This window comes from Actinoplanes subtropicus, assembly GCF_000721705.1.
Taxonomy (GTDB): domain Bacteria; phylum Actinomycetota; class Actinomycetes; order Mycobacteriales; family Micromonosporaceae; genus Actinoplanes; species Actinoplanes subtropicus.
Genome location: NZ_JOJL01000027.1, coordinates 1 through 24,228 on the forward strand (window position 1 = coordinate 1; position 24,228 = coordinate 24,228).

28 protein-coding genes are annotated in these 24,228 nt (G+C 71.4%); 15 read left to right on the plus strand and 13 right to left on the minus strand.

The features are described from left to right. A partial coding sequence (locus IH26_RS61545) for a hypothetical protein (protein WP_169789860.1) occupies window positions 1-355 on the plus strand: 355 nt, incomplete at its 5' end. A gap of 187 nt (window positions 356-542) precedes the next feature. Here IH26_RS61545 and IH26_RS0133395 read toward each other — a convergent pair. Further along, window positions 543-764, minus strand: a complete 222-nt coding sequence (locus tag IH26_RS0133395) for a type II toxin-antitoxin system antitoxin (protein WP_030440251.1) — start codon at window positions 762-764, stop codon at window positions 543-545. Between the two features lie 9 nt (window positions 765-773). After that, entirely contained in the window at window positions 774-1,637 is an 864-nt protein-coding gene (locus IH26_RS0133400) for an SPFH domain-containing protein (protein WP_030440252.1), read from the minus strand. A gap of 47 nt (window positions 1,638-1,684) precedes the next feature. On the opposite strand from IH26_RS0133400, the gene IH26_RS0133405 reads away from it, so the two are divergent. Genes IH26_RS0133405 through IH26_RS0133420 form a run of 4 tightly spaced genes read left to right on the plus strand, consistent with a single transcriptional unit; the run spans window position 1,685 to window position 5,183 of the window. Further along, on the plus strand, window positions 1,685-2,605 hold the full coding sequence (locus tag IH26_RS0133405; protein WP_030440253.1) for an ABC transporter ATP-binding protein: 921 nt from the start codon (window positions 1,685-1,687) through the stop codon (window positions 2,603-2,605). Further along, on the plus strand, window positions 2,602-3,786 hold the full coding sequence (locus IH26_RS0133410; RefSeq protein WP_030440254.1) for an ABC transporter permease: 1,185 nt from the start codon (window positions 2,602-2,604) through the stop codon (window positions 3,784-3,786). Before IH26_RS0133405 ends, IH26_RS0133410 begins: the two co-directional genes overlap by 4 nt. Before the next feature lie 28 nt (window positions 3,787-3,814). Next, window positions 3,815-4,654: an ammonia-dependent NAD(+) synthetase gene (gene nadE, locus IH26_RS0133415; RefSeq protein ID WP_030440255.1), complete on the plus strand. Its 840-nt coding sequence runs from the start codon at window positions 3,815-3,817 to the stop codon at window positions 4,652-4,654. Window position 4,655: 1 nt separating this feature from the next. Beyond that, entirely contained in the window at window positions 4,656-5,183 is a 528-nt protein-coding gene (locus IH26_RS0133420; protein WP_030440256.1) for a GNAT family N-acetyltransferase, read from the plus strand. On the opposite strand, the gene IH26_RS0133425 is transcribed toward IH26_RS0133420, so the two are convergent. The 4 genes from IH26_RS0133425 to IH26_RS0133440 are packed head-to-tail and all read right to left on the minus strand — an operon-like array spanning window position 5,180 to window position 8,913. Then, window positions 5,180-6,673 carry an acyl-CoA synthetase gene (locus tag IH26_RS0133425; protein WP_030440257.1) on the minus strand — a complete coding sequence of 498 codons (1,494 nt, stop codon included), beginning with the start codon at window positions 6,671-6,673 and terminating at the stop codon, window positions 5,180-5,182. The genes IH26_RS0133420 and IH26_RS0133425 overlap by 4 nt on opposite strands. A 2-nt stretch (window positions 6,674-6,675) precedes the next feature. Beyond that, entirely contained in the window at window positions 6,676-7,128 is a 453-nt protein-coding gene (locus IH26_RS0133430; RefSeq protein WP_030440258.1) for a MaoC family dehydratase, read from the minus strand. Next, the gene (locus tag IH26_RS0133435) at window positions 7,125-8,006 is read right to left on the minus strand and encodes an amidohydrolase family protein (protein ID WP_030440259.1); all 882 of its coding nucleotides are present in this window, start codon (window positions 8,004-8,006) and stop codon (window positions 7,125-7,127) included. Before IH26_RS0133435 ends, IH26_RS0133430 begins: the two co-directional genes overlap by 4 nt. A gap of 1 nt (window position 8,007) precedes the next feature. Further along, the gene (locus IH26_RS0133440) at window positions 8,008-8,913 is read right to left on the minus strand and encodes an SDR family NAD(P)-dependent oxidoreductase (protein WP_425394418.1); all 906 of its coding nucleotides are present in this window, start codon (window positions 8,911-8,913) and stop codon (window positions 8,008-8,010) included. Between the two features lie 57 nt (window positions 8,914-8,970). Between IH26_RS0133440 and IH26_RS0133445 the strand changes: the two genes are divergently transcribed. Genes IH26_RS0133445 through IH26_RS0133455 form a run of 3 tightly spaced genes read left to right on the plus strand, consistent with a single transcriptional unit; the run spans window position 8,971 to window position 11,077 of the window. Next, window positions 8,971-9,768, plus strand: a complete 798-nt coding sequence (locus IH26_RS0133445; RefSeq protein WP_030440261.1) for a PaaX family transcriptional regulator — start codon at window positions 8,971-8,973, stop codon at window positions 9,766-9,768. 29 nt (window positions 9,769-9,797) lie between these two features. After that, window positions 9,798-10,301 carry a SigE family RNA polymerase sigma factor gene (locus IH26_RS0133450; RefSeq protein ID WP_034216587.1) on the plus strand — a complete coding sequence of 168 codons (504 nt, stop codon included), beginning with the start codon at window positions 9,798-9,800 and terminating at the stop codon, window positions 10,299-10,301. Next, on the plus strand, window positions 10,298-11,077 hold the full coding sequence (locus IH26_RS0133455) for a hypothetical protein (protein ID WP_030440263.1): 780 nt from the start codon (window positions 10,298-10,300) through the stop codon (window positions 11,075-11,077). Before IH26_RS0133450 ends, IH26_RS0133455 begins: the two co-directional genes overlap by 4 nt. A gap of 1 nt (window position 11,078) precedes the next feature. Here IH26_RS0133455 and IH26_RS0133460 read toward each other — a convergent pair whose 3' ends face one another. Further along, the gene (locus IH26_RS0133460) at window positions 11,079-11,828 is read right to left on the minus strand and encodes a PP2C family protein-serine/threonine phosphatase (protein WP_157437515.1); all 750 of its coding nucleotides are present in this window, start codon (window positions 11,826-11,828) and stop codon (window positions 11,079-11,081) included. A 252-nt stretch (window positions 11,829-12,080) separates the two neighbouring features. On the opposite strand from IH26_RS0133460, the gene IH26_RS0133465 reads away from it, so the two are divergent. Continuing rightward, a complete protein-coding gene (locus IH26_RS0133465; protein ID WP_030440265.1) occupies window positions 12,081-13,409 on the plus strand; it encodes an EAL domain-containing protein in 1,329 nt (442 codons plus the stop codon). 4 nt (window positions 13,410-13,413) lie between these two features. Here IH26_RS0133465 and IH26_RS0133470 read toward each other — a convergent pair whose 3' ends face one another. Both IH26_RS0133470 and IH26_RS0133475 read right to left on the minus strand, forming a co-directional pair. Continuing rightward, complete coding sequence (locus tag IH26_RS0133470) at window positions 13,414-14,001, minus strand: hypothetical protein (protein WP_051808967.1); 588 nt, start codon at window positions 13,999-14,001, stop codon at window positions 13,414-13,416. After that, window positions 14,001-14,456, minus strand: coding sequence for a MarR family winged helix-turn-helix transcriptional regulator (locus tag IH26_RS0133475; RefSeq protein WP_034216550.1), 456 nt, complete (start codon window positions 14,454-14,456; stop codon window positions 14,001-14,003). The genes IH26_RS0133470 and IH26_RS0133475 overlap by 1 nt, the downstream gene beginning before the upstream one ends. Before the next feature lie 55 nt (window positions 14,457-14,511). On the opposite strand from IH26_RS0133475, the gene IH26_RS0133480 reads away from it, so the two are divergent. Continuing rightward, the gene (locus tag IH26_RS0133480) at window positions 14,512-14,841 is read left to right on the plus strand and encodes a nucleoside triphosphate pyrophosphohydrolase family protein (protein ID WP_030440268.1); all 330 of its coding nucleotides are present in this window, start codon (window positions 14,512-14,514) and stop codon (window positions 14,839-14,841) included. Window positions 14,842-15,051: 210 nt separating this feature from the next. On the opposite strand, the gene IH26_RS0133485 is transcribed toward IH26_RS0133480, so the two are convergent. Next, window positions 15,052-16,827 (minus strand): glycoside hydrolase family 6 protein, encoded by a 1,776-nt coding sequence (locus IH26_RS0133485; protein ID WP_030440269.1) that lies wholly within the window; start codon window positions 16,825-16,827, stop codon window positions 15,052-15,054. Between the two features lie 202 nt (window positions 16,828-17,029). Here IH26_RS0133485 and IH26_RS0133490 point away from each other — a divergent pair, with 202 nt between their 5' ends. Together IH26_RS0133490 and IH26_RS0133495 are read left to right on the plus strand one after the other, a co-directional pair. Beyond that, the gene (locus IH26_RS0133490; protein ID WP_030440270.1) at window positions 17,030-17,623 is read left to right on the plus strand and encodes a hypothetical protein; all 594 of its coding nucleotides are present in this window, start codon (window positions 17,030-17,032) and stop codon (window positions 17,621-17,623) included. A gap of 9 nt (window positions 17,624-17,632) precedes the next feature. Next, window positions 17,633-18,133 (plus strand): LURP-one-related/scramblase family protein, encoded by a 501-nt coding sequence (locus tag IH26_RS0133495; RefSeq protein ID WP_030440271.1) that lies wholly within the window; start codon window positions 17,633-17,635, stop codon window positions 18,131-18,133. A gap of 39 nt (window positions 18,134-18,172) precedes the next feature. Here the strand turns inward: IH26_RS0133495 and IH26_RS0133500 are convergent, their stop codons facing one another. Continuing rightward, window positions 18,173-18,541 (minus strand): hypothetical protein, encoded by a 369-nt coding sequence (locus IH26_RS0133500; RefSeq protein WP_030440272.1) that lies wholly within the window; start codon window positions 18,539-18,541, stop codon window positions 18,173-18,175. A gap of 164 nt (window positions 18,542-18,705) precedes the next feature. On the opposite strand from IH26_RS0133500, the gene IH26_RS56350 reads away from it, so the two are divergent. From IH26_RS56350 to IH26_RS0133515, 3 genes are read left to right on the plus strand one after another with little or no spacing between them, the layout of a single operon-like run. Next, the gene (locus IH26_RS56350; RefSeq protein WP_051808969.1) at window positions 18,706-19,587 is read left to right on the plus strand and encodes a hypothetical protein; all 882 of its coding nucleotides are present in this window, start codon (window positions 18,706-18,708) and stop codon (window positions 19,585-19,587) included. After that, entirely contained in the window at window positions 19,577-20,017 is a 441-nt protein-coding gene (locus IH26_RS0133510) for a hypothetical protein (protein WP_030440274.1), read from the plus strand. The genes IH26_RS56350 and IH26_RS0133510 overlap by 11 nt, the downstream gene beginning before the upstream one ends. Next, window positions 20,014-20,364 carry a hypothetical protein gene (locus IH26_RS0133515; protein ID WP_030440275.1) on the plus strand — a complete coding sequence of 117 codons (351 nt, stop codon included), beginning with the start codon at window positions 20,014-20,016 and terminating at the stop codon, window positions 20,362-20,364. Before IH26_RS0133510 ends, IH26_RS0133515 begins: the two co-directional genes overlap by 4 nt. A gap of 3 nt (window positions 20,365-20,367) precedes the next feature. Here IH26_RS0133515 and IH26_RS0133520 read toward each other — a convergent pair whose 3' ends face one another. Together IH26_RS0133520 and IH26_RS0133525 are read right to left on the minus strand one after the other, a co-directional pair. Next, on the minus strand, window positions 20,368-21,651 hold the full coding sequence (locus IH26_RS0133520) for an MFS transporter (RefSeq protein WP_084599251.1): 1,284 nt from the start codon (window positions 21,649-21,651) through the stop codon (window positions 20,368-20,370). 38 nt (window positions 21,652-21,689) lie between these two features. Continuing rightward, window positions 21,690-24,200 carry a glycoside hydrolase family 2 gene (locus tag IH26_RS0133525; protein WP_030440277.1) on the minus strand — a complete coding sequence of 837 codons (2,511 nt, stop codon included), beginning with the start codon at window positions 24,198-24,200 and terminating at the stop codon, window positions 21,690-21,692. Window positions 24,201-24,228: the final 28 nt, after the last annotated feature.

Consider the following 24,228-nt stretch of genomic DNA (forward strand, 5'->3'; position numbering starts at 1 on the left):
CCGCTCGCCCGCCTCATCGGCACCTGCCCCACCTGCCAAACCCGCTTCCCGCAACAGAAACCCAGACACCGGCGAAGATCATGACAAAGCACTACTAGTCGCAGTTTTCGGACTTATCCGGCTTGCGTTTCGCCGCCGCCGCGCAGCCCGGTCCCTGATCGCGACTCCACCGAGCACGTCGCTCTCGTCGCTGGCCGGCGACCACGCCGAGGCAGCGACCGAGACCGACGCCGAGCGCCGGGAGCGACTCGTCGAGCGGGCGTTCCTGTCGGGCGGCGTGCCCGCGGTCTGGTATCGGCAGGCGAAAACCGCGCTCGCAGCCGAAGCAGCCGAAGCCGAGGAAACCCGCGACTAGCACACACCGCCGCCCGCTCGGGCGTCGTCCACAGATCCGCGCCGTCCACAGGCCGCCCGGACACGCCCTCCCTAGGCCGCCAATTTCCACGACAATGGCCGCGGGGGCCGCCCCCTGGGAGGGCGGGCTTTGCGGCGGGCGAGCTTTGCGGCGGGCGGGCTTTGGGGGCTGTGGCGGTTTGGGCGAGCTACGTCGATTCGTCCGGCTGCTCCGGGTCCGTGCGGCGGGGGCGTCCCGGCCGGCGCATCTTGCCCGCCTCGTTGGGCAGCCTTCCCTCCTCGCGGAGCGCCTCGCGCAGCAGGAACTCGATCTGGGCGTTCGTGCTGCGCAACTCGGCCGCCGCCCACCGGGCCAGGGCGTCGTGCACCGCCGGGTCCAGTCGTAGCAGGATGCTCTTGCGTTCTGGCATCGGGCCGGATCAGTGGTAGAGGGTGCCGGTGTTGACGACCGGCTGGGTGTCGCGATCGGCGCACAGGACCACCAGCAAATTCGATACCATGGCCGCCTTGCGCTCCTCGTCCAGTTCGACGATCGCCTGCTCGGAGAGCCGGGTCAGGGCCATGTCGACCATCCCGACCGCGCCCTCGACGATCCGGTGCCGGGCGGCCACGACCGCGTTGGCCTGCTGGCGGCGCAGCATCGCCTGGGCGATCTCCGGTGCGTACGCCAGATGGGACAGCCGCGCCTCCACGATGGACACGCCGGCCGACGCCACCCGGTCGCCGATCTCCTCGGCGAGCCGGCGGGTGATCTCGTCGGCGCTGTCCCGCAGCGAGATCTCGCCCTCGCGGTGCGCGTCGTACGGGTAGCTGTTCGCGATGTGCCGCACCGCCGTCTCGGCCTGGATCGCGACGAACTGCTCGAACGAGTCCACGTCGAAGACCGCCTTGGCGGTGTCGCTGACCTGCCACACCACGACCGCCGCGATCTCGATCGGGTTGCCGTCGGCGTCGTTGACCTTGGTGACCTCGGTCTGGTGGTTGCGGATCCTGGTCGACACCGCCTGCCGGGTGGTGAACGGGTTCACCCAGCGCAGCCCGGTCTCCCGCACGCTGCCGGTGTACTTGCCGAGCAGCAGGATCACCCGGGCCTGGCCGGGCCGGACGGCGGTCAGCCCGAGCAGCACGATCGCGTCGGCGACCAGCAGCACCACGCCGATCGTCACGGTCGCCGGGGCGCCCACCACGATCAGCACCACCGCCACCACGATCGCCGCGATGCCGCCGAACAGCACGGGAAGGCCGGGCGCCCCGTTCGCGGGCCGCTCCTGATAAGTCGTCATCGAGCACTCCTTGTTCCGACGCCTATCATAGTGATATCACATTTCTCATGGAACGCCAGTTGGAAATCGACCGGGTCAGCAAGCGCTACGGCGACGTGGTCGCGCTGCACGGCATCACATTCGAGGTGCGCGCCGGCGAGATCTTCGGCCTCGTCGGCAGCAACGGCGCCGGCAAGACCACCGCCATGCGGGTGGCGCTGGGCGTGCTGGAGGCGGACGCGGGCGCGGTCCGCTGGGACCGCCGGCCGATCGGCCCGGAGACCCGCCGGCGCATCGGCTACATGCCCGAGGAGCGCGGCCTCTACCCCCGCATGCGGGTCGGCGAGCAGCTGGTCTACCTGGCCCGCCTGCACGGCATGACGCCGGCGGCGGCGCGCGCCGCGGTGGACCGCTGGGTCGAGCGGCTGGGCGTGGCCGGCCGCCGGGACGACGACGTGATCAAGCTGTCGCTCGGCAACCAGCAGCGCGTCCAGCTGGCCGCCGCGCTGGCGCACGACCCGGAGATCCTGGTGCTGGACGAGCCGTTCTCCGGCCTCGACCCGGTGGCGGTCGACGTGATGAGCGGCGTGCTGCGCGACCAGGCCGACGCCGGCGTGCCGGTGATGTTCTCCAGCCACCAGCTCGACCTGGTGCAGCGCCTGTGCGACCGGGTCGGCATCGTCCGGCAGGGCCGCATGGTCGCCGTGGGCACCGTCGACGAGCTGCGAGACCAAGGACAGGACGAATTGATCGTACGGGCACCCGCCGCTCCGCCGGGCTGGGCCGCGCAGCTACCGGGCGTCACGGTGGTCGAGGAGTCCGGCGCCGGCACCCGGCTGGCCCTGCACGACGGCGCCGACGACCAGGCGATCCTGCGCGCGGCCCTGGAAACCGGCCCGGTGCACGAGTTCACCCGCGCCCGCCCGTCACTGACCGACCTGTTCCGGCACATCGTCAGCGCAAAAGACGAGGAGGGCGAGCGAAAATGACCAGTTTCGGCACCGTACGGCTGATCGCGGGCCGCGAAATCAGCACCCGGCTGCGATCGAAAGTGTTCCGGATCGCGACCCTGGTCATCATCCTCATCCTGGTCGGCATCGCGGTGGCCACCAAGCTCGCCGGCGGCGGACCGTCCTATCAGGACGTCGGCATCGCCCCGGGCGCCGCCCCGCTGACCGCCGCCATCGCCTCGACCGCGAGCGCGATCCACGTCGACGTGCGCACCCATGCCGTCCGCGAGGACGCCGGCCGCCAACAGGTGCGCGACGGCAAGCTGGACGCGCTGCTCGTGGGCGCCCCCGGATCGATCCAGGTCGTCGTCAAGACCAGCCTCGGCGACGACCTGCGCTCGGTGCTCCAACTGGTCGCCCAGCGCGCCGCCCTCGACCGGCAGGTGACCGCGCTCGGCGGCGACCCGGCCAGGGTGGCCACCGCCGTCTCCGCCGCCGCGGTGAGCGTGACCGCGCTGGAACCGCCGAAGAAGGCCACCGGCGAACAGCTCGCGATCGGCATCCTGACCAGCGTCCTGATCTACCTGGCGCTGGTGCTGAACGGCCAGGCGGTGGCGCAGGGCGTGGTCGAGGAGAAGACCAGTCGCGTGGTCGAGATCCTGCTGGGCGCCGTACGCCCATGGCAGTTGATGATCGGTAAGGTTCTGGGTCTCGGCGCCGTCGGGCTCATCCAGGTCGCGGCGATCGCGCTCGCCGGCGTCGCGGCCGCCGTCGCCACCGGCGTGCTGCACCTGCACTCGCTCTCGACGGCCGGCGCGATCGTCTGGCTGCTCGTCTGGTTCCTGCTCGGCTACGCCGCCTTCTCGCTGGCCTTCGCCGCGGTCGCCTCGCTCGTCTCCCGGCAGGAGGAGGTGGCCGCTGCCACCACGCCGGTGCTGATGCTGCTGGTCGTCGGGTACGTGGTCGGCGTGTCGATCCTGCCGGGCCATCCCGGCTCGCCGCTGGTCGCCGTGCTCTCGATGATCCCGATCTTCGCGCCGACGCTGATGCCGGTCCGGCTGGCGCTCGGCGCGGCCCCGGCCTGGCAGGTGGCGGTGTCGCTGGCCGGCGTGGTGGTGGTGATCCCGCTGCTGCTCTGGGTCGCGGCCCGGATCTACCGCAACGCGGTGCTGCGCAGCGGCGCGCGGGTCCGGCTGCGGGACGCGTGGCGGGCGAGCTGACGTGATCATGCCGGGTACAGTGCGTGACATGGCAGACCTGAGGCAGCGGATCCTGGCCGAGCTCGGCGTCAAGCCGGCGATCGATCCGAAGGCGGAGATCGGGCAGCGCGTCGACTTCCTCAAGGACTACCTGCGCGCCTCTCCGGCCCAGGGCTACGTGCTGGGGATCAGCGGCGGCCAGGACAGCACCCTGACCGGCCGGCTCTGCCAGCTCGCCGTCGAGCAGCTGCGGGCGGAGGGCCGCGCCGCGACCTTCGTCGCCGTCCGCCTGCCGTACGGGGTGCAGGCCGACGAACACGACGCGGTGATCGCGCTGGAGTTCGTCCGCCCCGACCGGTCGATCGCGGTGAACGTCAAGCCCAGCGCCGACGCCGTCGCGGCCGAGGCGGCGCAGGGCCTGCGCGAGCTGCTCGGCGACGAGCCGCACCTGCGCGATTTCGTCCGCGGCAACATCAAGGCCCGCGAGCGCATGGTCATCCAGTACGCGATCGCCGGCCAGCTGAACATGCTGGTCGCCGGCACCGACCACGCCGCCGAGGCGGTCACCGGCTTCTTCACCAAGTACGGCGACGGCGGCGTCGACGTCACCCCGCTGACCGGGCTCACCAAGCGGCAGGGCGCCGCGCTGCTGCGGGAGCTGGGCGCCCCGCCGAGCGTGTGGGAGAAGGTGCCGACCGCCGACCTCGAGGACGACCGGCCGGCCCTGCCCGACGAGGTGGCGCTGGGCCTGACGTACCGCGAGATCGACGACTACCTCGAGGGCGTGGACGTCACCGGCGAGCTCGCCGCGAGGGTGGAGTCGGTGTTCCACGCGACCCGGCACAAGCGGGCGCTGCCGGTGACGCCGTTCGACGTCTGGTGGCGCTGAGATGGCCGAGCCGGCCGTCGGGCTGCGGCCGGTCACCGAGGACGACCTGGCGATGCTGCGGCGGTTCCGCACCGAGCCGGGCCTGATCGGACTGGATTGGAACGGTTTCCGCGACGCCGGAGCGGTCGCCCGGCGCTTCGCCGAGGACGGCTATCTGAGCGCCGACGACACGTCGCTGATCGTGTCGGTGGACAAGGACGGGACCGCCGCCGGGTTCGTGAACTTCCGGGCCGGGCAGTACGCGGCGGCCGGGAGGTACTACGAGATCGGGATCGCGCTGCTGCCGGAGTGGCGCGGCCGCGGCATCGGCTGGCGGGCCCAGGCGATGCTGTGCGACTACCTGTTCACGCACACCCCGGTGCAGCGCATCCAGGCCGGCACCCACCCGGAGAACCTCGCCGAGCAGCGATCGCTCGTGAAAGCCGGTTTCACCCTGGAGGGCGTCATCCGGGCCAGCGAGTTCCGGGCGGGCCAGTGGCGGGACGGCTACCTCTACAGCCGCCTCCGCGACGACCCGGCGCCGCTCTAGGACGGCAGCGGCAACTTCCGCAGTGGCGCCTTCTGGACCTTGTTCGAGCCGGTCCGCGGCAGCGACTCCACCACGTCCAGATATTTCGGGATTTTGTATCGGCCAAGCCGCGACGTGAGGAAGTCGGACAAGTCGGATAAATCAAGCCGAGCGTCGGGGGCGATGACCACGAAGGCACGCCCGACCTCGCCCCACTTCTCGTCCGGCACCCCGATGACCGCGACCTCCAGGACCGAGGGGTGCTCGAAGATCGCCGCCTCCACCTCGGCCGGATACACGTTCTCCCCGCCCGAGACGAACATGTCCTTCAGCCGGTCGACGATGAAGTAGTGCCCCGCCGCGTCGACCACCGCGATGTCGCCCGTCCGCAGCCAGCCGTCGGCCGTGAACGCCTGCGCCGTCGCCTGCGGATTCCGCCAGTAGCCCGGCGACACGTTCGGGCCGCGCACCTGCACCTCGCCCGGCTCCCCCACCGCCGCCGGCGTCAGGTCCGGCGTCACGCAGCGCACGTCCGCGAACATGACCGGCACGCCCGCCGACCCGACGTGCGCCGCGCTCTCCGGCGCCTCCAGGAAGGTCGCCCCCGGCGCCGTCTCGGTCATCCCGTAGCCCTGGCAGAACGTCAGTCCGCGCTCCAGATACGTACGGGTCAGCGCGCTCGGCACCGCCGCACCCCCGGCCATCAGGTTGCGCACCGAGGACAGGTCGGCCGAGGCGAACCGATCGGATTGCGCCAGGCCGGCGAACATGGTCGGTACGCCGAACATCCAGGTCACCCGATGCCGTTCGATCAGATCGAAGCAGGTGCCGACGTCCCAGGACGCCATGAGCACCGAGCAGCCGCCCTTGACGAACGTCGGCAGCAGGCACTGGTTGAGCGCCGCCACGTGGAACAGCGGCGCGCTGGTCAGCGTCACCGTGTCGCCGGCGACGTCCACGCAGACCAGCACGTTGTAGGTGTTCCAGATGACGTTGCCGTGGGTGAGCACGGCCCCCTTCGGCCGCCCGGTGGTCCCGGAGGTGTAGAGGATGCACGCCGGGTCGTCGAGGGTGACGGCCACGTCGTACGCCGCCCGCTCACCTTCCCGAACCATCTGCTCGTACGCCGCGTGCGGCACGAGGAACACGTCGGCCGTCAGGGCCCGCACCGTCGCGTCGCACTCCGGCCCGTGGACGAGCAGTTTCGCGCCGCTGTCCGCCAGCTGGTAGTCGATCTCGGGCGCGGTCAGCCGGAAGTTCAACGGCACGAAGACCCCACCGATCGCGTACGTGGCGAACATGGTCTCCACGAACGCCGGATGGTTCGGCCCGAGGTATGCGACCCGGTCCCCCGGCTCGATCCCGGCCGCCCGCAGGCGATCGGCGAGCCGGGCGATCCGGTCGTGCAACTCGGCGTAGGTGAACGACCGGTCGCCGTACACCAGCGCCACCCGGTCCGGCGAGATCAGCGCCCGCCGCGCGGGCCAGGAGCCCAACCCTGCGTCGCGCATGGCTAGACGTATTGCCGGTAGACCGTGCGGGCGACGCAGGCCGGCTTGGCCACGCCGTCGATCTCGACGGTGAAGTCGAAGGTGCTCTGCGTGCCGCCCGGCACATCCTCGACCGCGACCACCTTGGCGTTGAGCCGGATCTTCGAGCCGACCGGCACCGGGTGCGGGAAGCGCACCTTCTCCAGGCCGTAGTTGACGCCCATCTTCACCCCGTCGATCTTCAGCAGCTCGTTGAAGAGCGGGATGACCAGCGACAGCGTGAGATAGCCGTGCGCGATGGGCCCGCCGAACGGCCCGGCCTTGGCCCGCTCCGGGTCCACGTGGATCCACTGGTGGTCGCCGGTCGCGTCGGCGAAGGTGTTCACCCGTTCCTGGGTGATCTCCAGCCACTCGCTGACGCCGAGGTCCTGCCCCGCCAGGCCTTTCAGCTCGTCGATGCCGTTCACGGTGATCATGCGGAGGTCTCCTTGGTGAGGTTCAAGAGCCGGGCGGCGTTGTCCTTGAGGATCCTGGGCCGGACCTCGGGCTTGATGTCCAGCTTGTCGAAGTCGGCGAGCCAGCGGTCGGGGGTGAGCACCGGGTAGTCGGAGCCGAACAGCACCTTGTCGCGCAGCAGCGTGTTGGCGTACCGGACGAGCTGCGGCGGGAAGTACTTGGGCGACCAGCCGGACAGATCGATATACACGTACGGCTTGTGGGTCGCGACCGCAAGGGCCTCGTCCTGCCAGGGGAACGACGGGTGGGCCAGGATGATCCGCAGCTCCGGGAAGTCCACCGCGACGTCGTCGATCAGCATCGGGTTGGAGTAGCGCAGCCGGATCCCGCCGCCGCCCGGCACGCCCGCCCCGATCCCGGTCTGCCCGGTGTGGAACAGGGCCGGCACGCCAAGCTCCTCGATCGCCTCGTACAGCGGATAGGCGATCCGGTCGTCCGGCGAGAACCCCTGCAGGCTCGGATGGAACTTGAAACCGCGGACGCCGTGCTCCCGGACCAGGCGCCGCGCCTCGCGCACGCCGGCCGCACCCCGGTGCGGGTCGACGCTGGCGAACGGGATCAGCACGCCGGGGTGGGCCGCGCAGCTCTCGGCGACCTCCTCGTTCGGGATGCGGGCCTGGCCGGTGAGGTGCTCGGCGTCGACCGTGAAGACCACGGCCGCCATCCTCCGTTCCCGGTAGTAGGCGGCCATCTCGTCGATCGTCGGCTGCCGGTGGCCCTGCGCCTTGAAGTACGCCTCGGACGCCGCCAGCAGCTGCGGGCTCAGCGACGTGTGCCCGTCCTTGCTCACCTCGGCGTGGGTGTGGACGTCGATCGCGACGAGCGAGTCGAGGTCCATCTCAGGCCGCCGGCGGATGGGGCGCGGGAATCCCGTACGTCTCCAGCTCTTTGAAGGTCGACGACCAGCCCTCGGCGATGTCCGCAGCGCTCCACCCGCCGTCGCTGAAGGCGACGGTCTTCTCCTGCGGATGCGCCCAGAGCGCGAGCCGGTCGCCGCCGATGCCGATCGCCTGGCCGGTGATGCCGGCCGAGGCGTCCGAGGCGAGGAAGACGATCAGGCCGGTCACGTCCTCGACGCTGCCCAGGCCCTCGTCGCGGCGCACCCAGGCGGGCAGCGGCTCGCCGGTGCGCTCGGACTCGTCGATCAGCGGCGCGAAGGCCGGGATCGTCCGGGTCATCGCGGTCGCGGCCACCGGGACCACGGCGTTCACCGCGATCTCGTTGCGGGCCAGCTCCATCGCCCAGGTGCGGGCCATCGCGGCGATGCCGGCCTTGGCGGCGGCGTAGTTGGTCTGCCCGAAGTTGCCGCGCTGGCCGGCCGGCGAGGAGATCAGGATGATCCGGCCGCCCTCGCCCTGCTCGCGCATCCGGACCGCGGCGGCCCGCGCGCAGGTGAAGGTGCCGCGCAGGTGCACCCGGACGACCTGGTCGAACTCGTCGTCGCTCATCTTCCAGAGCACCCGGTCGCGCAGGATGCCGGCGTTGGTGACCAGGATGTCGAGCCGGCCGAACGCGTCGACCGCGGCCCGCACCAGGCGCTCGGCGCTCTCGGTGTCGCCGACCGCGGCGGCCACGCCGACCGCGTCGCCCCCGATCTCGGCGACGGCGGCGTCGACGGCGTCCTGATCGACGTCGTTGACCACGACCTTGGCGCCGGCGGCGGCCAGAGCTTTTGCGTACGCGAGTCCGAGGCCACGGCCACTGCCGGTGACGATCGCGACCTTCCCGCTGAGAGTGATGTCCACGCCCTTGAAGTTAGGCGCCTGCTTCACGGCCGTCAAGAATGTGCCTAACATTGGGCCATGCAGCCGCAGGACCTGATGCTCATGCTGTTCGGCAGCTACGCGCTCGACCGGGGCGTCTGCCTCGGCGCCGGCGGGATCATCGAGGCGCTCGGCCGGGCCGGCGTCTCCACCCACGCCACCCGCTCGACGCTGAGCCGGATGGTCGGGCGGGACCTGCTGCACCGGCAGCCGGCCGGCCGGAAGATGTATTTCGGCCTCACCGACCGGTCGGCGGCGATCCTGCGCGACGGGCGCGTCCGGATCTGGCAGAACGGCGCGGTCAACGACCGGTGGGACGGCACCTGGACGCTGCTGAGCTTCTCGCTGCCCGAGTCGATGCAGCGGGAGCGGCACGACCTGCGCTCCCGGCTGGCCTGGTCCGGCTTCGGCCCGGTGCAGGGCGGCCTCTGGATCGCGCCCGGCCGGGTCGACGCGGCCGGGATCGTCGCGTCGCTCGGGCTGGCGGCACACGCCCGGGTCTTCTTCGCGGCCGCGGACTCCGGCACCGACATCGCCGGGCTGATCGAGGACGCCTACGACCTGTCCGAACAGGCCGAGCGGTACGCGGCGTTCCTGTCCCGGTGGGCGGATCCGGCGACCGGCGGCGACCCGCTCGGCACCCGGCTGCGGCTGAGCGCGGAGTGGCTCGACGCGATCCGGCGCGACCCGCGGCTGCCCGTGGAGCACCTGCCCGCGGACTGGCCGGCGGCCCCGGCGCAGAAGGTCTTCCGGGCGCTCTCGGAGGCGTACCGGGAACCGGCGCTGAGGATCGCCGATGGCTTGCTGGACGCGCTTCCGATATCTTCGTCCCGCTGATCTGTCCGACCCCGGGGAAGGCGGTGCCGGTGCGCGATCAAGCCTTCCGCACCTTCTTCGAGCAGAACCACGTCTCGCTCTCCAGGCTCGCGTTCCTGCTCACCGGCGATTCGGGGGTCGCCGACGACCTGGCCGCCGACGCGCTGACCGAGGTGTGGAAGCACTGGGAGCGGGTGTCGGCGGCCGGCGATCCGGCCGCGTACGCCCGCGGGATCGTCGCCAATCTCACCCGCAACTGGATCCGCCGGCAGGGTCGCGCGCGGCGCGGCCTGGCGTTGCTCGGCCGCGGCGGCGAGCGCGCCGCCGCGCCCGACGTGCCGGCCGTGCTCGACGTGCGCTCCGCGCTGCGGAAGCTGCCCTACCGGCGGCGCACCTGCGTGGTGCTGCGGTACGCGTTCGACCTGTCCGAGCGGGAGGTGGCCGGCATCCTGGGCATCTCGGTCGGCGCCGTGAAGAGCCAGACCTCGCGCGGCGCCAAGCAGCTCGCCGAGTTGCTGAAGGACCTCGAGTTCGACCCGGAGGTGGCGCTGTGAACGACGACTTCCTCCGCGACCAGCTGCGCTCGGCGATGGACGAGCACACGCCGGACCGTACGGTCATGCTCAACCGGATCGCCGCCAACCGCGCCCGGGCGACGCGCCCGCGCGGCCGGCTCGTCCGCCTGGCCGGCTCGGCCCTGGCGGTGCTGATCGTGCTCGGGCTCGGCGGCGTCGCGAAGTGGGCAGTGGCCGGCCAGTCCCCCGGCACGCCCGCCGCGCCGGCCGCGGTCACCGCCGCCCCGGCGCCGTCGCCCTCGCCCTCGCTCGGCGGCGCGGTCACCGCGACCGCCGACCCGCCGCGCCCGGTGACCAGCCACCCGCGTTCGGCGTCGCCCACCACGACCACGCCCGTCCCGCCCTCGGCGAGCCCGGTGCGCGGCCACCCCGGCGACACCCAGCCGGAGAAGGGCAGCCTCTGGTCGGACGGCTCGGTGACGGCCGCCGGCCGGAGCACGATCACCCTGAAGGCGGCCGCCGACCTGACCGAGCTGGACCTGACCGTACGGCTGACCACCACGCCCGGCCTGACCCCGGACGGCTTCGAGTCGTCGGCCGCCACCGTCACGGCCACCGTGACGAAGGAATCGGACGGGCTGCTCTACCACTTCGTGCTGCGCACGGGTGCGACGCTGACCGCCGGCACGTACACCTTCACCGCGAAGTACGGCGGCGGCGCCCGCAACGCCGACGGCGACACCTACGAGGCGTACGCGTTCTCGGTCGAGCGCAAGCGCATCCACGTCTACGGCAACTTCTACCCCAACCAGTAACTCAGATCGCCGGCTCGACCCTGATCACGACGGCGGTGGCGTTGTCGGCGCCGCCCGCCTCCAGGGTGTCCTCCAGCAGGAAATGCACCGCGGCGGCCGGGTCGGGGTTGGTGCCGAGGAGCTGGATCAGGCGCTCGTAGGAGAGCTGGTCGGAGACCCCGTCGGTGCAGAGCAGGTAGACGTCGCCCGGGTGCAGGGTCACGTTCAGCACGTCCGGTTCCGGGCTGTCCGGGTGGCCCATGTACCGGGTGAGCCGGTAGCGGGCCGCGCGCGCCTCGGCCGACTCCGCCGTGAACCAGCCGTGCAGGAGGCCGAGCCAGGCGATCGTGTGGTCGGTGGTGAGCAGGTCGAGCCGGCCGTCGCGCAGCCGGTACGCCCGGGAATCGCCGATCTGCACGATCCAGGCGGCCGCGTGCGTGTCGGCCACGAACGCGGTCATCGTGCAGCCGGTCAGCTCGTCCAGGGTGCGGGCGGCGCGGCGTATCTCCTGCTGGCCCTGGTCGACGGCGACCCGCAGCGCGGCCGGCACGCCGCCCTTGGGCACGTCGCGGACGAAGACGTCGACCGCCGTCCGGCCGGCCGCGGCGCTGCCCGGGCCCTCGCCCATCCCGTCGGCCACCACCGCGAGGGCCCGGGCCGGGTCGAGGTGCACGACGTCGTAGTTGTCGCCGTACGTGTTGCCCACGACCGACCCGGCGGCGGCGGTCAGCCGCCGGCCGGCCTCGTTCCAGGCGACCTTCTGAATCTCCACGGTCTCTTTTCTAGACCATCGCGGGCCCGTTCGACGTCCCGCCGGTTTGTCCGGAAAGGGACCGAGGTCCCGCACCGCCCAGACGGAAATGCCCAGCTCAAGCCGTCTGCGACCGGGCCGGGCGGGGCGGTTGGAGCGACGTTTCGGCGGGCCGAATCCTTTAGTTCGGACTGTTGCGATGCCGATGGGTTCCGCCGACGGATCGGGTGACAGCTCATCACGAGTGACTGCAGGGCGAGCGGAGACTTCGACATGACGGTGTTGTTCAAGCGCACATCGCCGGGCGTTGCCGACTCCGGCGGCGCACCCGCCCGCCCGGCGAACGCCTCGTCCGGCGACGACGCGGAGATCCGCCAGATCGTCGACCGGCGGCTGGTCAGCGCCGAGTTCCAGCCCCTGGTCAACCTTGCCGGCCGCGAGCCGTGGGCGTTCGAGGCGCTGGCCCGCGGGCCGGCGAGCTCCCCGCTGGGCGCGCCGGGCGCGATGTTCGGCGCCGCGGCCAAGGCCGGCGTGGCCGGCGAGCTCGACCGCATCGCGCACGCCGCGGCGTACGGGGTGGTGCTCGAGAACTCGCCCGACTACCGGCTGCCGCTGTCGGTCAACGCCGGCCCGCGGGGAGTCCTGACGCCGAACCCGGCGGACCTCGCCGAGGTGCAGGAACGTGCCCGGCACCTGTTCCCGGTGATCGTCGAGTTCGCCGAGCGGGACGTCGCCGCGGACCCGCTGACCGCCCTCGTGGCGATCGACCGGGCCCACGAGGAAGGGTTGCACGTCGCCGTCGACAACGTCGGCCAGGCGCCGGCCTCGCCCGTCCTGCTGCCGCTGCTGCAACCGGACCTGGTCAAGCTGGACCGGTCGCTGGTCGCCGACGCCGCCGCCGCGTACCGGCTGATCGACGGCCTGGGCGGCTACCTCGGTCAGGGCGGGGTGCCGGTGGTCGCGCAGGGCATCGAGCGGGAGGAACAGCTCGACCTGGCCCAGGCGATGGGCGCCCGGTACGGGCAGGGCTACCTGTTCGGCCGGCCGCTGATCCTGCCCAAGGGCTCCGGCGAGCCCGACTGGAACCCGGCGCCGGTGGTCCACGACGCCGACACGACGCCGGTGGACATGCTGGGCGTCGGGCCGGACTCCGTGCTGGCCGATCTCACCGTCGTGCGGCAGGTCGCCGCCCTGATCACCCGGCGGGCCGAGCTGCACCCCGACCCGGCCGCCATCCTGCTGGTCAGCCCGGACGGCGGCCTGTCCGCCGACTCGTGGCTGCTGCCCCGGTCGCTGGTCAAGCGGTCGGCGCTGACGCTGATGCTGACCGCCGAGGAGGTCCGCAAGCCGATCCCGGACGTCGCCACCCACGCCCTGGCCGCGAAGGACCCGCTCGCCGCGCACTTCACGCTGGCGATCCTGACCACCGACGGGGCGAGCCTGCTCGCCGCGCGGCCGGCCACCGACCGCGCGGACGGGCCGTACCACTACCGGCTCAGCAACGACCGCGACCTCGTCCTGCGGGCCTGCCGGTCGCTGCTGCGGCGGCACACCGTCGCGCAGACGGCCGCGCTCGCCGCCCAGCCGCCGGCCGCCGCCTGACCGGTCAGGCTCTCGCCGTCAGCCTCGTGCGGGCGGCGGCGACCAGGTCGTCCGCCCGGTCGGCGTGGAAGCGGATCTCCCGGACCGGCTCGCCGCCGGTCCTCCGGTCGGGCAGTGTGATCGGCTCGGCCAGGACGAGGTCGACCGTGGTGCCGCCGGCCACCGCGTAGGAGAGCACGCCGTCCTCGAACCGGGTCTGGCCGCCCGGCGGCAGCGACCGGCCGCGCGACCTGATCTCCCGGATGTTGTCCCAGCCGACGGTGAGGTCGAGCGCGATCGACTTGCGGATGCGGACGCCCGGCTCGCCCACCACGTGCGGCAGGACGCGGATCGTCGCCATCAGGCCGATCATCCAGAGCAGCCCGTAGACGCCGGCGACCAGCGCGATGATCCGCGCGGTCCGCCAGGGCAGCAGCAGGTCCAGGATCGGGATCTCGATCGCCGACACCACGATGAACGCGGTCAGCAGCATCGTCCCCGAGCCGGAGTACGAGAACGGGACGCTGCCCGGCGGCAGGGGTTCCGGCCGGCGGAAGACCCAGCGGTACAGCGCCAGCCACAGCCGCATCTCGTAGCGCAGCAAGGATCTCATCAGTACGGGCTCCTCAATCCCAGGCCGTGCAGGGTGGCGAGCACGTCGTCGAGCCCGGCGACCAGCCCGTCGAGGCGCTCGGCGGGCATCCGCCCGAACAGTTGCCGGCCGAACTCGCGCTGGTCGGCCTCGAGCTTCTCGACCGCCGCGGTCCCCTTCGGCGTGAGCGTCACCAGGAACGCCCGGCGGTCCTCCGGGTGCGCCTCGCGGGTGACGAAGCCGGTGTCGACCAGCCCGTCGACCAGCCCGGTCACCGTCCGCGGCGCGATCCGCATCGCCTCGGCGAGCGCCTTCTGCGGCGCCGGCCCGATCCGCCGCAGCATCCAGAGCATGGTCGTACGCGACGGCGTCAGCCCCATCTCCCGCAGCCCCCGCTCCATGTCGTCATTGAGCAGCACAGTCAGCAGAAGCAGCCGGTCCAGCGCCGCCGCGTAAACAGAGTCGTGAGCGTCCATCACTATGAGCATAGCTCACCAAACGGCCCGGCGGAATCCGCGATAATGGCCCGCCATGGACCTCGACGAGTACCAGCGCGGCGCCCTGCGCACGGCCGCCCCTCGCGACAAGAAGAACGAACTGCTCCACCTGGTCCTCGGCCTGACCGGCGAATCCGGCGAGGTAGCCGAGAAGTTCAAGAAGTGGATCCGGGATCAAGACAGCGACGAGTCAAAACTCGACCGCGCCGACATCGCCAAAGAACTGGGCGACGTCCTCTGGTATCTCGCAGTCCTCGCCGACTACTTGAACCTGTCCCTCGACGACATCGCCACCACCAACCTCACCAAGCTGTCCAGCCGCCAGCATCGGGGAGTACTGAACGGAAGCGGCGACAACCGCTGATGTACCACGCGGGACAGCCCGGCAGCCGCGGTCGGAGGGTGACCAGCGACGGCGCCGGGCCGGCCCCCATGGGACTCGTCAATAATCCCGTATCATATGGTTTTAAGCTTTTGACTGGTTTTGACCTACTACACCGGTACACGAAACAGAACGACACCACCCCCCGCTCCTCGTGGGAAGAGAGCGGGGGGTGGCGGTTATGGGGGCGGGTCAAGAGAGCGGCGGGTACGCGTTCGCCATCAGCTGCTGGAACTGGGCGGAGAACCAGGCACCCGAGATCGGCGCGTTGGGAAGAGCGCCGGACATGCTGTTGCCGTTGCGGGCGTTACCGGTGTAGGTCGGGTCGCACATCTGGTCGAAGCCCTTGCCCTCGTTGTTGGGGATCAGAGAGCTCGAGCCGTCCGACTCGCCCGGGGGCTTGACCCAGACGTAGGCGTCGATACCGGCGGCCGGGGCCGCCTTCGGGCGCTCGCCGAGGCCGGCGCCGGACTGGTTGCACCAGTTGCCGGCGTGGATCCGGCGGTCGATGCGCGACTCGTTGACGAAGGTGTTCACGTCCGTCGAGGTGCTCGCCTTGGTCGGCCGGTTCGGGCCGCCCCAGCCATCGCGGGACGTGTCGATCAGCATGCCGATGCTGGCCGGGAAGCCGTCGCTGATCAGCTGGTTGCGGAACGCCTGGGCGAACGTGAGCTCGTCGACGTAGTCGTTCCAGTCGACCCACTTGGACTGCCGGACGCTGGTGCCGTTGACCGTGGTGTTGATATTGAAGTACGGCTCGGTCACCGGGGAGTAGTTCGCGGTGTCGGTGATGAACCCGGTGACGTTGTTGACGCTGCCGGAGGCGACCGCGGTCTGGTACAACAGGTCGGCGGTGGGCTTGAAGTTCGAGCTCCAGCCGATCCAGCCGTGGTGCGCGGCGTCCAGGTAGTTGTACACGTTGCCGATCGCGCCGAGCTTCTGCAGGGCGTACGCGATGCCGTTGACGTAGCCGCCGTTGGCCTTCATCGTGTCGCACATCGCGGTCGCGCCGGCCTGGCCGCTGGTGTTGGTGACCAGGTTGGGCAGCGAGTCGAGCTCGACGACGTTGATGATGCGCAGCGAGGCGTACTTGGCGTTGCCCTCGATCGCGGCGATCGGGTCGATGTACTCCGACTTGTAGCGCGGCAGGTCGTTCGGCCCGAGCTCACCGTTGGAGGAGAGCGCGGCACAGTCGCGGCCGGGCAGGTCGTAGATGACCAGCTGGATGTAGCCGGCGCCCTGGGCGAGCGCGGCGTCCAGGTGGGCGGCCAGCCCCATCGAGCCGTTGGAGCTGGAGCCGGTGGTGCCGGCGATCGCGGCGATCCGGTCCAGCCAGACCGCGGTCGGGTTGTTGGAGACGCGGCTGCCGCCGGGCTCCGCGTCGGCCTTGGCCTTCCACTCCGGGTTCACGTAGCCCTTGGCGCCCGCGTACGGGTTGTCGACCTTGTTGCCCGGCGGGTTGCTGGTCGGCGGGGTGGTCGGGGGCGTGGTCGGCGGGGTGGTCGGGGGCGTGGTCGGCGGGGTGGTCGGGCTGGTCGTCGGCGGGGTCGTCGGCGCCGTGCCGGTGCAGGCCGTGCCGTTGAGCTTGAACGTCGCCGGGGCGGTGTTGGTGCCCGAGTAGTTGGCGTTGAAGCCGAAGTTCGCGGTGCCGTTGGTGCCGATCGAGGTCGACCAGGAGGGGTTGGTCGCGGTCACGTTCGCGCCGGACTGCGTGATGGTCGCGCTCCAGCCCTGGGTGACGGTCTGGTTGCCGGGGAACGTCCAGGTGACGTTCCAGCCGCCCGAGATCGGGTCGCCCAGGTTGGTGACGGTGACGTTCGCGGTGAAACCGGTGTTCCACTGGTTCACCGAGTAGTCGACCCGGCAGCCGGCGGCGGCACTCGCGCTGGTCGCGGCGAAAATGCCGAGACCGGCGACGAGCGTCGTCGCGGCTCCCGCGATCAGTCCGCGGATGAGGACAGGTCTCATGTGGTGGCTCCTCGAGACATGCTGCGTGGGGCGCACCCTCGCGCCCGGGGGATGGGCCGGGGGCATATCGAGGGGCATCGCTCCCGGCTGTCCGCACAGCATGGCATGGGAGCGCTCCCACCGCAATCACCCAGATACTCCGGAGAAACATTTGTTTAACCGCGAGGGGATCGATCTTGATCGAGTGACGTATAAGGGACGCATGCGGAGCTTTGAACTGACCGAGGCGCTGGCCGAGGTCCCCGGCCTTGACGTGTCGATCCGCCGGGGCGCTCTGCACATCCATGTGCCCGCCCTGGGCGACACAGCAACCCTGGATCCCGACGATGTGGTGGAGGCGGCGGACGTCTGGGTGCCCACCGGGCAACCGGCCGTGCAGCTCGACATCCGGCTCAACCGCGACATCCTCCCGCTCATCGTGACCGTCGACGACCTGGTCTTCACCCCGTCCTACGCGGACGATGTGATCGCCGAGGACACCGAACTGATCGTTCCCGCGATGCCGTCGCTGATCGCCTACTCCGAGATGCACCGCGACGTCCGCGCGCTGGGCAAGGCGATCGACACCGAGGACCTCGACCCGCTGATGCTGGCCGCCACCCTGGTCGCCCACCGCTGCTTCCTGCGCGGCGCGATCCGGGTCGGCCTGTGGCCGGTGCGGGTGGCCGCGTGGTGGGAGTACACGAACTCCCGCACCCGCGAGACCATCCCGCTGCGCCCGGACCCGGTGTGGGACGAGCTGCTGGCGGACGTGGCCGAGGCAAGGGCGAAGACGACCGATTCCGTACGAAGGTAGGTTGCTCGCATGTTTGTGATCAGGGAGCGGTTCTTCGCGTTCGGCGACGACTTCGACGTGCTGGACGAGCACGGCAACAAGGTCCTGCACGTGGACGGCAAGGTCTTCACGGTCCGCGACAAGGTGGTGATCGAGGACCTGAACGGCGACGAGGTGGCCTCGATCCACCGCCAGCTGATCGCGCTGCGCCCGACCTACGAGATCCGGATCGGCGGCGAGAAGGCGGCCGAGGTCAAGAAGAAGCTCTTCACCCCGTTCCGGGAGAAGTTCACCATCGACGTCCCGGGCCCCGACGACCTGGAGATGAAGGGCGATCTGCTCGACCACGAGTACGTGATCGAACAGGGTGGCCGGGAGGTGGCGGCGGTCTCGAAGCGCTGGCTGACCATCCGGGACACGTACGCGGTGCAGGTCTCCGCGGAGGTGGACCCGCTGCTGGTGATCGGGAGTGTGCTGGCGATGGATCTGGCGCTGGAGCGGGCCAACGAACACGCCGACACCGACGACTGATGAGCCGGGCGTCAGCCGCCCGATGCGGCTGATCGGGCGTCAGCCCTCCCAGTCGAGCTGGTGCTCGGGGACGCCGGCGGCGCGTCCGTGCGCGATCGCGGCGGCGCGGGTGTCGGTGTCCCCCGGCGCGTAACGGAAGATGGCCCCGGCGTAGACGATGACGCGGTCGGGGCCGTCGCGGAAGTCCGCATACCAGCCGCCGTCGGGGTTGAGCGCATCGGCGAGGGCGTGGGCGACCGCGTCGGCGTCGTCGGCCTCGAAGTCGATGACCGTCCATATGCGGGGCTGGGCGGGACCGGCGGCGGTGCCCTGATCCAGGCGATAGACGCGGGTGATCCTGGTCGCGGGCGGGGCGAACTCGGCGCCCGGCCGGAGCCCGTCGCCGATGAGGGTGCCGGTGATTGCCATGGGAGGGACGCTAGCCCGGGGGTACGACAGAAACGGCTGCGTGCGGCGGTGTCGCCGGGCTCGGCTGTTCGGGCGATTCATGACCTTCGCTCCCCGCTGATAGCTTCCGGCTGATTCGGGCGGCGGTGAGCGTGGCATGAGCGGGGATGGGTGGGGTGCCGGGCATGTGGGAAGCGGTCGGGAAGCGCTGGCAGCACGCGGTTCGATCGGCACATGACGTGCGCGATCCGGGGACCGAGATGAAGAGCGTGCGCTGGTGGGACCGGCGCCAGTTGAGCGGAACCATCGCGATCACGGGCAGCCGCGGCGCCGGCAAGTCGGTGCTGCGGGACGCGCTCCTCAACCGCATCGGGCACTACTACGTGCCGCCGGACAAGAGTCTGGACGCCGAGAAGAGCCGCGCCGTGCTGGCGCGCAGCCGGATCAAGAGGCGGCTGGGCGTGGTGGTCGTTCCCGGGCAGGAATCCAGGGAGCGGACGAGGGCGCTCGACCAGATGTTCGACGCCAAGCTCGGCCGGTCGCCGATCGGGCTCATCCATGTGGTCTGCTGGGGACACAACGACCCGCAGGGCGCGAGCGAGCGCCGCGCGGCCCTGGAGGAGATCGTGGCCGGCGGGAAGACGGTCGACCTCGAAGCGGTGCTGGACTACAACCGGTACGCGGAGCTCGCCGACTTCCGGGAGGTCTGCGACAAGGTACGCGAGGTCTGGGCCCGGCATCCCTCGATGTGGCTGATCATCGCGGTGGCGCAGACCCACCTGTATTGGAACCGGATCGACGAGGCGTCGAAGTACTACGTGCCGCGGGAGGACGCCGGGGCCGATCCGGACGACGAGTCCGCGTTCCGGAAGGCTCTGCGGGACCTGGTCGAGGACATGCGGAAGCCCGAGCAGTCGCGGGTCGCCATCCTCCCGGTGGCCAGCTATCCCCAGGAGTACCGGTTCGCCGCCCGGCTGCCCCCGGTCCGGCCCGTTCTGACTCCGGCGGAGAGCCGCAACTTGATGGGTACCTTCAACGCGACCCTGGGAGAGTTCTGTGCGGGATAGCGAGACCGAACAGACCACGACGGCCGAGTTCGACGCGGCGCTCGCCCATGCCGAGCGGCTGCTCGGGACCGTCCGTGACCTGCGCCGTGCGATCAGCCGCCTGCGACTCGCCGAGATCGCCGCCGCGGCCGCCTGGGTTCTCGCCTGCGCACTCGTCCGCACCGGATCGGCGTCGTCGCGCACCGATGCCCTCCTGGTGGTCGCCGTGATCACGTACGCCGGCCTCGCCCTCGCGGTCGAAACGCTCGGGGTCCGCCCGCTGGTGCCGCGGATCCGGCGGGACGAACGCTCCATGATCGAGTTGGTCGACACGCTGCGTGAGCTCTCGCCCCACCTGGCGCGCCGGGAGGGGTGGAGCGGCATGCGGCAGAACCTGGTACGCACCCGGCTGGGACAGTTCCCGATCGGCGTCCCCCGGGAGTCCCGGTGAGCCCGTCGCGGCCCGCGACGGGCGGCGAGGGCCGGTGGACCTGGGTCGCGCGCACCGCCGACGCCTATTCGCTGATCTCGGCGACCGGATCGGCGATCCTGGTCACGGTGGCCTTCCTGGCGCCGGGCCTCAATCGCCGCGCGACGCAGGTCCTGCTGGCCGGCCTGACCGTGATGGTGGTCGGCGGGGCACTGTTGATCAGAGCGTTGATCGAACGGGGTGATCCCATGGTCGCCTGCGACCCCCGGCGCAACCGGCGGCTGACCCTGCGGCTGTGGTCCGGCGTCGCCCTGGCATTGGGCGGCACGGCCGTGTGGATCCCCACGGTGGTGGCCCTCGGGAGCTGAGCTTCATCGTCCGGCGGCCCCGGGAGCTTCCGCGTCGGACGGTCCCGGGGACCCGCCGGGATGGGGCGACCCGCCGGGATGGGGCGTCCCGGCAAGCCGGCGAATCGCGGGCGTGACAAGGCAACCGGTCGCGGCGGCGGAGACCAGCGCGGCGGCCGCGAGCACGGCGCGGGAGCCGAACGCGGCCGCCGCCAGCCCGCCGGCGAAGGCGCCCGCCGTGGTGGCGCCGTAGGAGATGGTCTTGACGACGGCGTTGACGCGGCCGAGCAGGGCGGGCGGGGTGATCGCCTGGCGGATCGCGATCGAGTGCAGGTTGAACAGGCCCGAGCCGGCGCCGGCCAGTGCCGAGCCGAGCAGGACCAGCGGCAAGCCGTGGGAGAGGGCGACGGCGCCGATGCCCAGCGCGCCGATCAGGGAGGCCGCGATGACCACCCGGCCGGCGCCGAGGCGGGTGGCCGCGCCGGGGCTGACCAGGGCGCCGAGCAGGAATCCGCAGCCGGTCGCGGCCACCGCCAGGCCGGCCGCGGCGGGGCCCCGGCCGAGCGTGCGCACGACGAACAGCAGCAGCGCGGTCTGGAAGGCCTGGGCGGCGACGTTGTTCGCGGCCAGATAGAGGGTCAGCGGCCGGACATATCGGTCGCGGCGCAGCCAGCCCCAGCCGGCGGTCAGGGCTCGCTCCCGGCTGGCGGGTGGTGCGGCCCGCCGGGAGCCGCGCTCCCCGCGGTTGATCGCGGTCAGCGTGGCGCCGATCCCGAACGACACGGCGTCCAGCGCGATGACCGCCGGCGCCGAGAGGGCCGCCACCAGTGCGCCGCCGACCGCCGGGCCCAGCAGGGAGGCTCCGGCGTGGGACGACTCGACCGCTCGGTTGGCGGCGGGCAACTGGGACGGCCCGGCCACCAACTCGGGGACTACGGACAGGTAGGCCACCTCGTGCGCCATCGTCGCCAGGCCGATCGCGAAGACCAGGGTGACCAGGCCGCCCAGCGGAAGGGTGACGCCGGCCAGCGCGACGGCCGCGGTGAGCGGGAGGCGGACGGCGTCGGCGGCCAGCAGCAGGCGGCGGCGGGAGACCCGGTCGGCGAGCAGGCCGATCGGGATCGCGAAGAGCAGGAACGGCAGGGTCTGGGCGGCGCGCAGGACGCCGACGAAGGTGTCGGAGGCGTGCCGGGTCTCGATCACCAGCAGCGGGAGCGCCACCACGGACAGGGCGGAACCGGCCGCGCTGATCGTGTCGCCGGCCCAGAACAGGCGGAACCGGCGAAGCGCCCACACCCCCGCTGCCACCCGTTCAGCGAAACAGGCGGCAGCGGTGGGCGCATCTTCTACTGGCCCGAGGCGTAGAGCTGGGCGATCTCGGCGGCGCTCAGCGCGCGGTCGTACAGGTGGACCTGGTCGACCGTGCCGTCGAGGAAGTCGACCTGGTTGCCGCCGTACTTGCCGCGGCCGATCACCGTGTTGCCGGTCGGGGCGGCTTGCGGCAGGCAGGCGCCCGCGGTGCCGGCCAGTTGCCCGTCGACGTACAGCCGCAGTTCGCCTTTGACCGTGTCGCGCACGCCGGTCAGGTGGTACCAGCGGCCTGCTTCGGGTTTGACCGGCGCCAGCGCGCGGACGCCCGCGAAGCTCATCGCGAAGCGCTGGTCGGCGCCGGAGTACTGCAGGTAGAAGTCGCTGTTCGAGGGGCCGTCCTGGCTGACGACGGTCTGGAACGCGCCGTCCACCTTGTCGAGCTTGACCCACGCGGCGACGGAGTAGTCCGACGCCGTGTTCAGCACCGGCCCGCCGGCGTCGAGAAAACCACCATTGAGGTGTACGGCCTGGCCCGTGTGCCCGCCGGCGAAGGGCGCGTCACCGACCGCCGTCAGCGAGCCGTAGTCGCCGTCGAGCGGCCAGAACGCTATCCCGGTCAGGCCCGGCGTTCCGGCCGGCGGCTGCGGCACGGTCGCCCCGCTGCCGTCCGCCGTCCTGATGATCTTCTGGTTGACGGCCCGGACCTGGGCGAGGTCCATCTTGGCGACCTGCCGGTCGTACGTGAAGAAGCCGTTGAGCTCGGCCTCCACGTCGGTGATCTGGGTGTAGATCGCCGCGCTGATCCCGCAGTACTCGGCCGAGGTGATCACCGCTTGCTGGTTGGCCACGTACTTCGAGGTCAGCGCGTCCGAGTCGGGTTCCATCTCGTACGCCTGGCCGTCGCCGAACCACATGTGGTTGGCGGTCCTGAGGCCGAAGCCGCCGTGCTCGCCGTCGATCGCGACCCGGTTGCCGGAGGGTGCGGGCGAGGCCGGGCCGAGGTACTGGTGGAAGTCGATCACGTCGCCGGCGCCCGAGTCGCCATGTGAGTTGCAGCAGTTCACCCCGCTGTGCGCGTCCACCAGCCGGGACGGGTCCTGGGTCTTGACCTCGGTGGCGATCCGGCCGGTGTCGTCCCGGCTCCACTCGCCCCAGCCCTCGTTGAACGGGATCCAGGCGACGATCGACGTCCAGGACTGGTGTTCGCGGACCATCTCGTGCAGCTCGGACTCGAACTGCGCGCGCCAGTCGGCCGGGATCGGGCCGGTGCCGGCGGCCGGCATGTCCTGCCAGACCAGCAGGCCGAGCCGGTCGGCCCAGTAGTACCAGCGGTCGGGTTCGACCTTGATGTGCTTGCGGACGGCGTTGAAGCCCATCGCCTTGTCCTGCTGCAGGTCCCATTTCAGTGCGTCGTCGGTGGGCGCGGTGTACAGGCCGTCCGGCCAGAAGCCCTGGTCGAGGTTGGCCAGGTTGAACAGGATCTTGCCGTTCAGGGTGATCCGGCGCTTGCCGTCGGCGCCGAGGGCGGTGCCGATCTCGCGCATGCCGAAGTACGATCCGACCGCGTCGACCGTTTTCTCGCCGTCGAGTAGTTGAACCGACAAGTCGTACAAATACGGATTATCGGGTGACCACAGGCGGGCATGCGGCATCGGCAGGGTCAGGTCGGTGCCGGCGGCGCCGGTGACCGATCCGCCGCCGCGAGCGACGGCCCGCACGCGGAGTCCCGTACCGCCGAGTGTGTTGACCTTGATCTTGAGGTTTCCGGCCGAGACCGAGGGCGTCAGGGTCAGCGAGGCGATGCTCGCGGCCGGCACCGGCTCCATCCAGACCGTCCGCCAGATGCCGGAACTGCCCTGGTAGAAGATGCCGTGATCGCTGGCGCGGCGCTGCTTGCCGATCGGCTGGCCGGTCGCGTCGGTCAGGTCCTCGGCCCAGACGATCAGCTCCTGCGGCCCGCTCGCGCTGAGCGCGGCCGTGACATCGGCGTCGAAGCCGTCGTACCCGCCGCGGTGCGTGGCGACCTGCGTGCCGTTCACGAACACCTTGGCGTCGTAGTCGACCGCGCCGAAGTGCAGTTGCAGGCGATTGCCGCCGCCGACGTGCCACCCGGGCGGCACGGTGAACGTGCGGCGGTACCACATCCGGTCCTCGTGCCGCTGGATGCCGGAAAGAGCACTTTCGATGGGGTACGGGACGAGCACGCGTTCCCCGAGCGTCCTACCGGCCGGCACCGGCTCGCCGACGGCGGCCCGGCCGAACTCCCAGACGCCGTTGAGGTTCTGCCAGCGGGCGCGGGTGAGTTGCGGACGGGGATATTCGGGCAACGCGTTGCCCGGACCTACCCGGCCGGTCCAGGGCGTGGCGAGCGGCGGGATGCCGGCGTGCCAGCCGTCGGCGGCCCGGATCACCGGCGGGGGCTGCGGAGCGACGGCGGCTTGCAGCGAGTCGAATGCCGAGGCGGAGGCGGACGAGGCGACGCTGAGCAGCAGGACGATGGCGGACCCGGCGGCGAGCAGCCAGCGGCCGCGGACACGTGTTCTCACGCGCGGAATTCCCTTCGGAGAGGAAGAG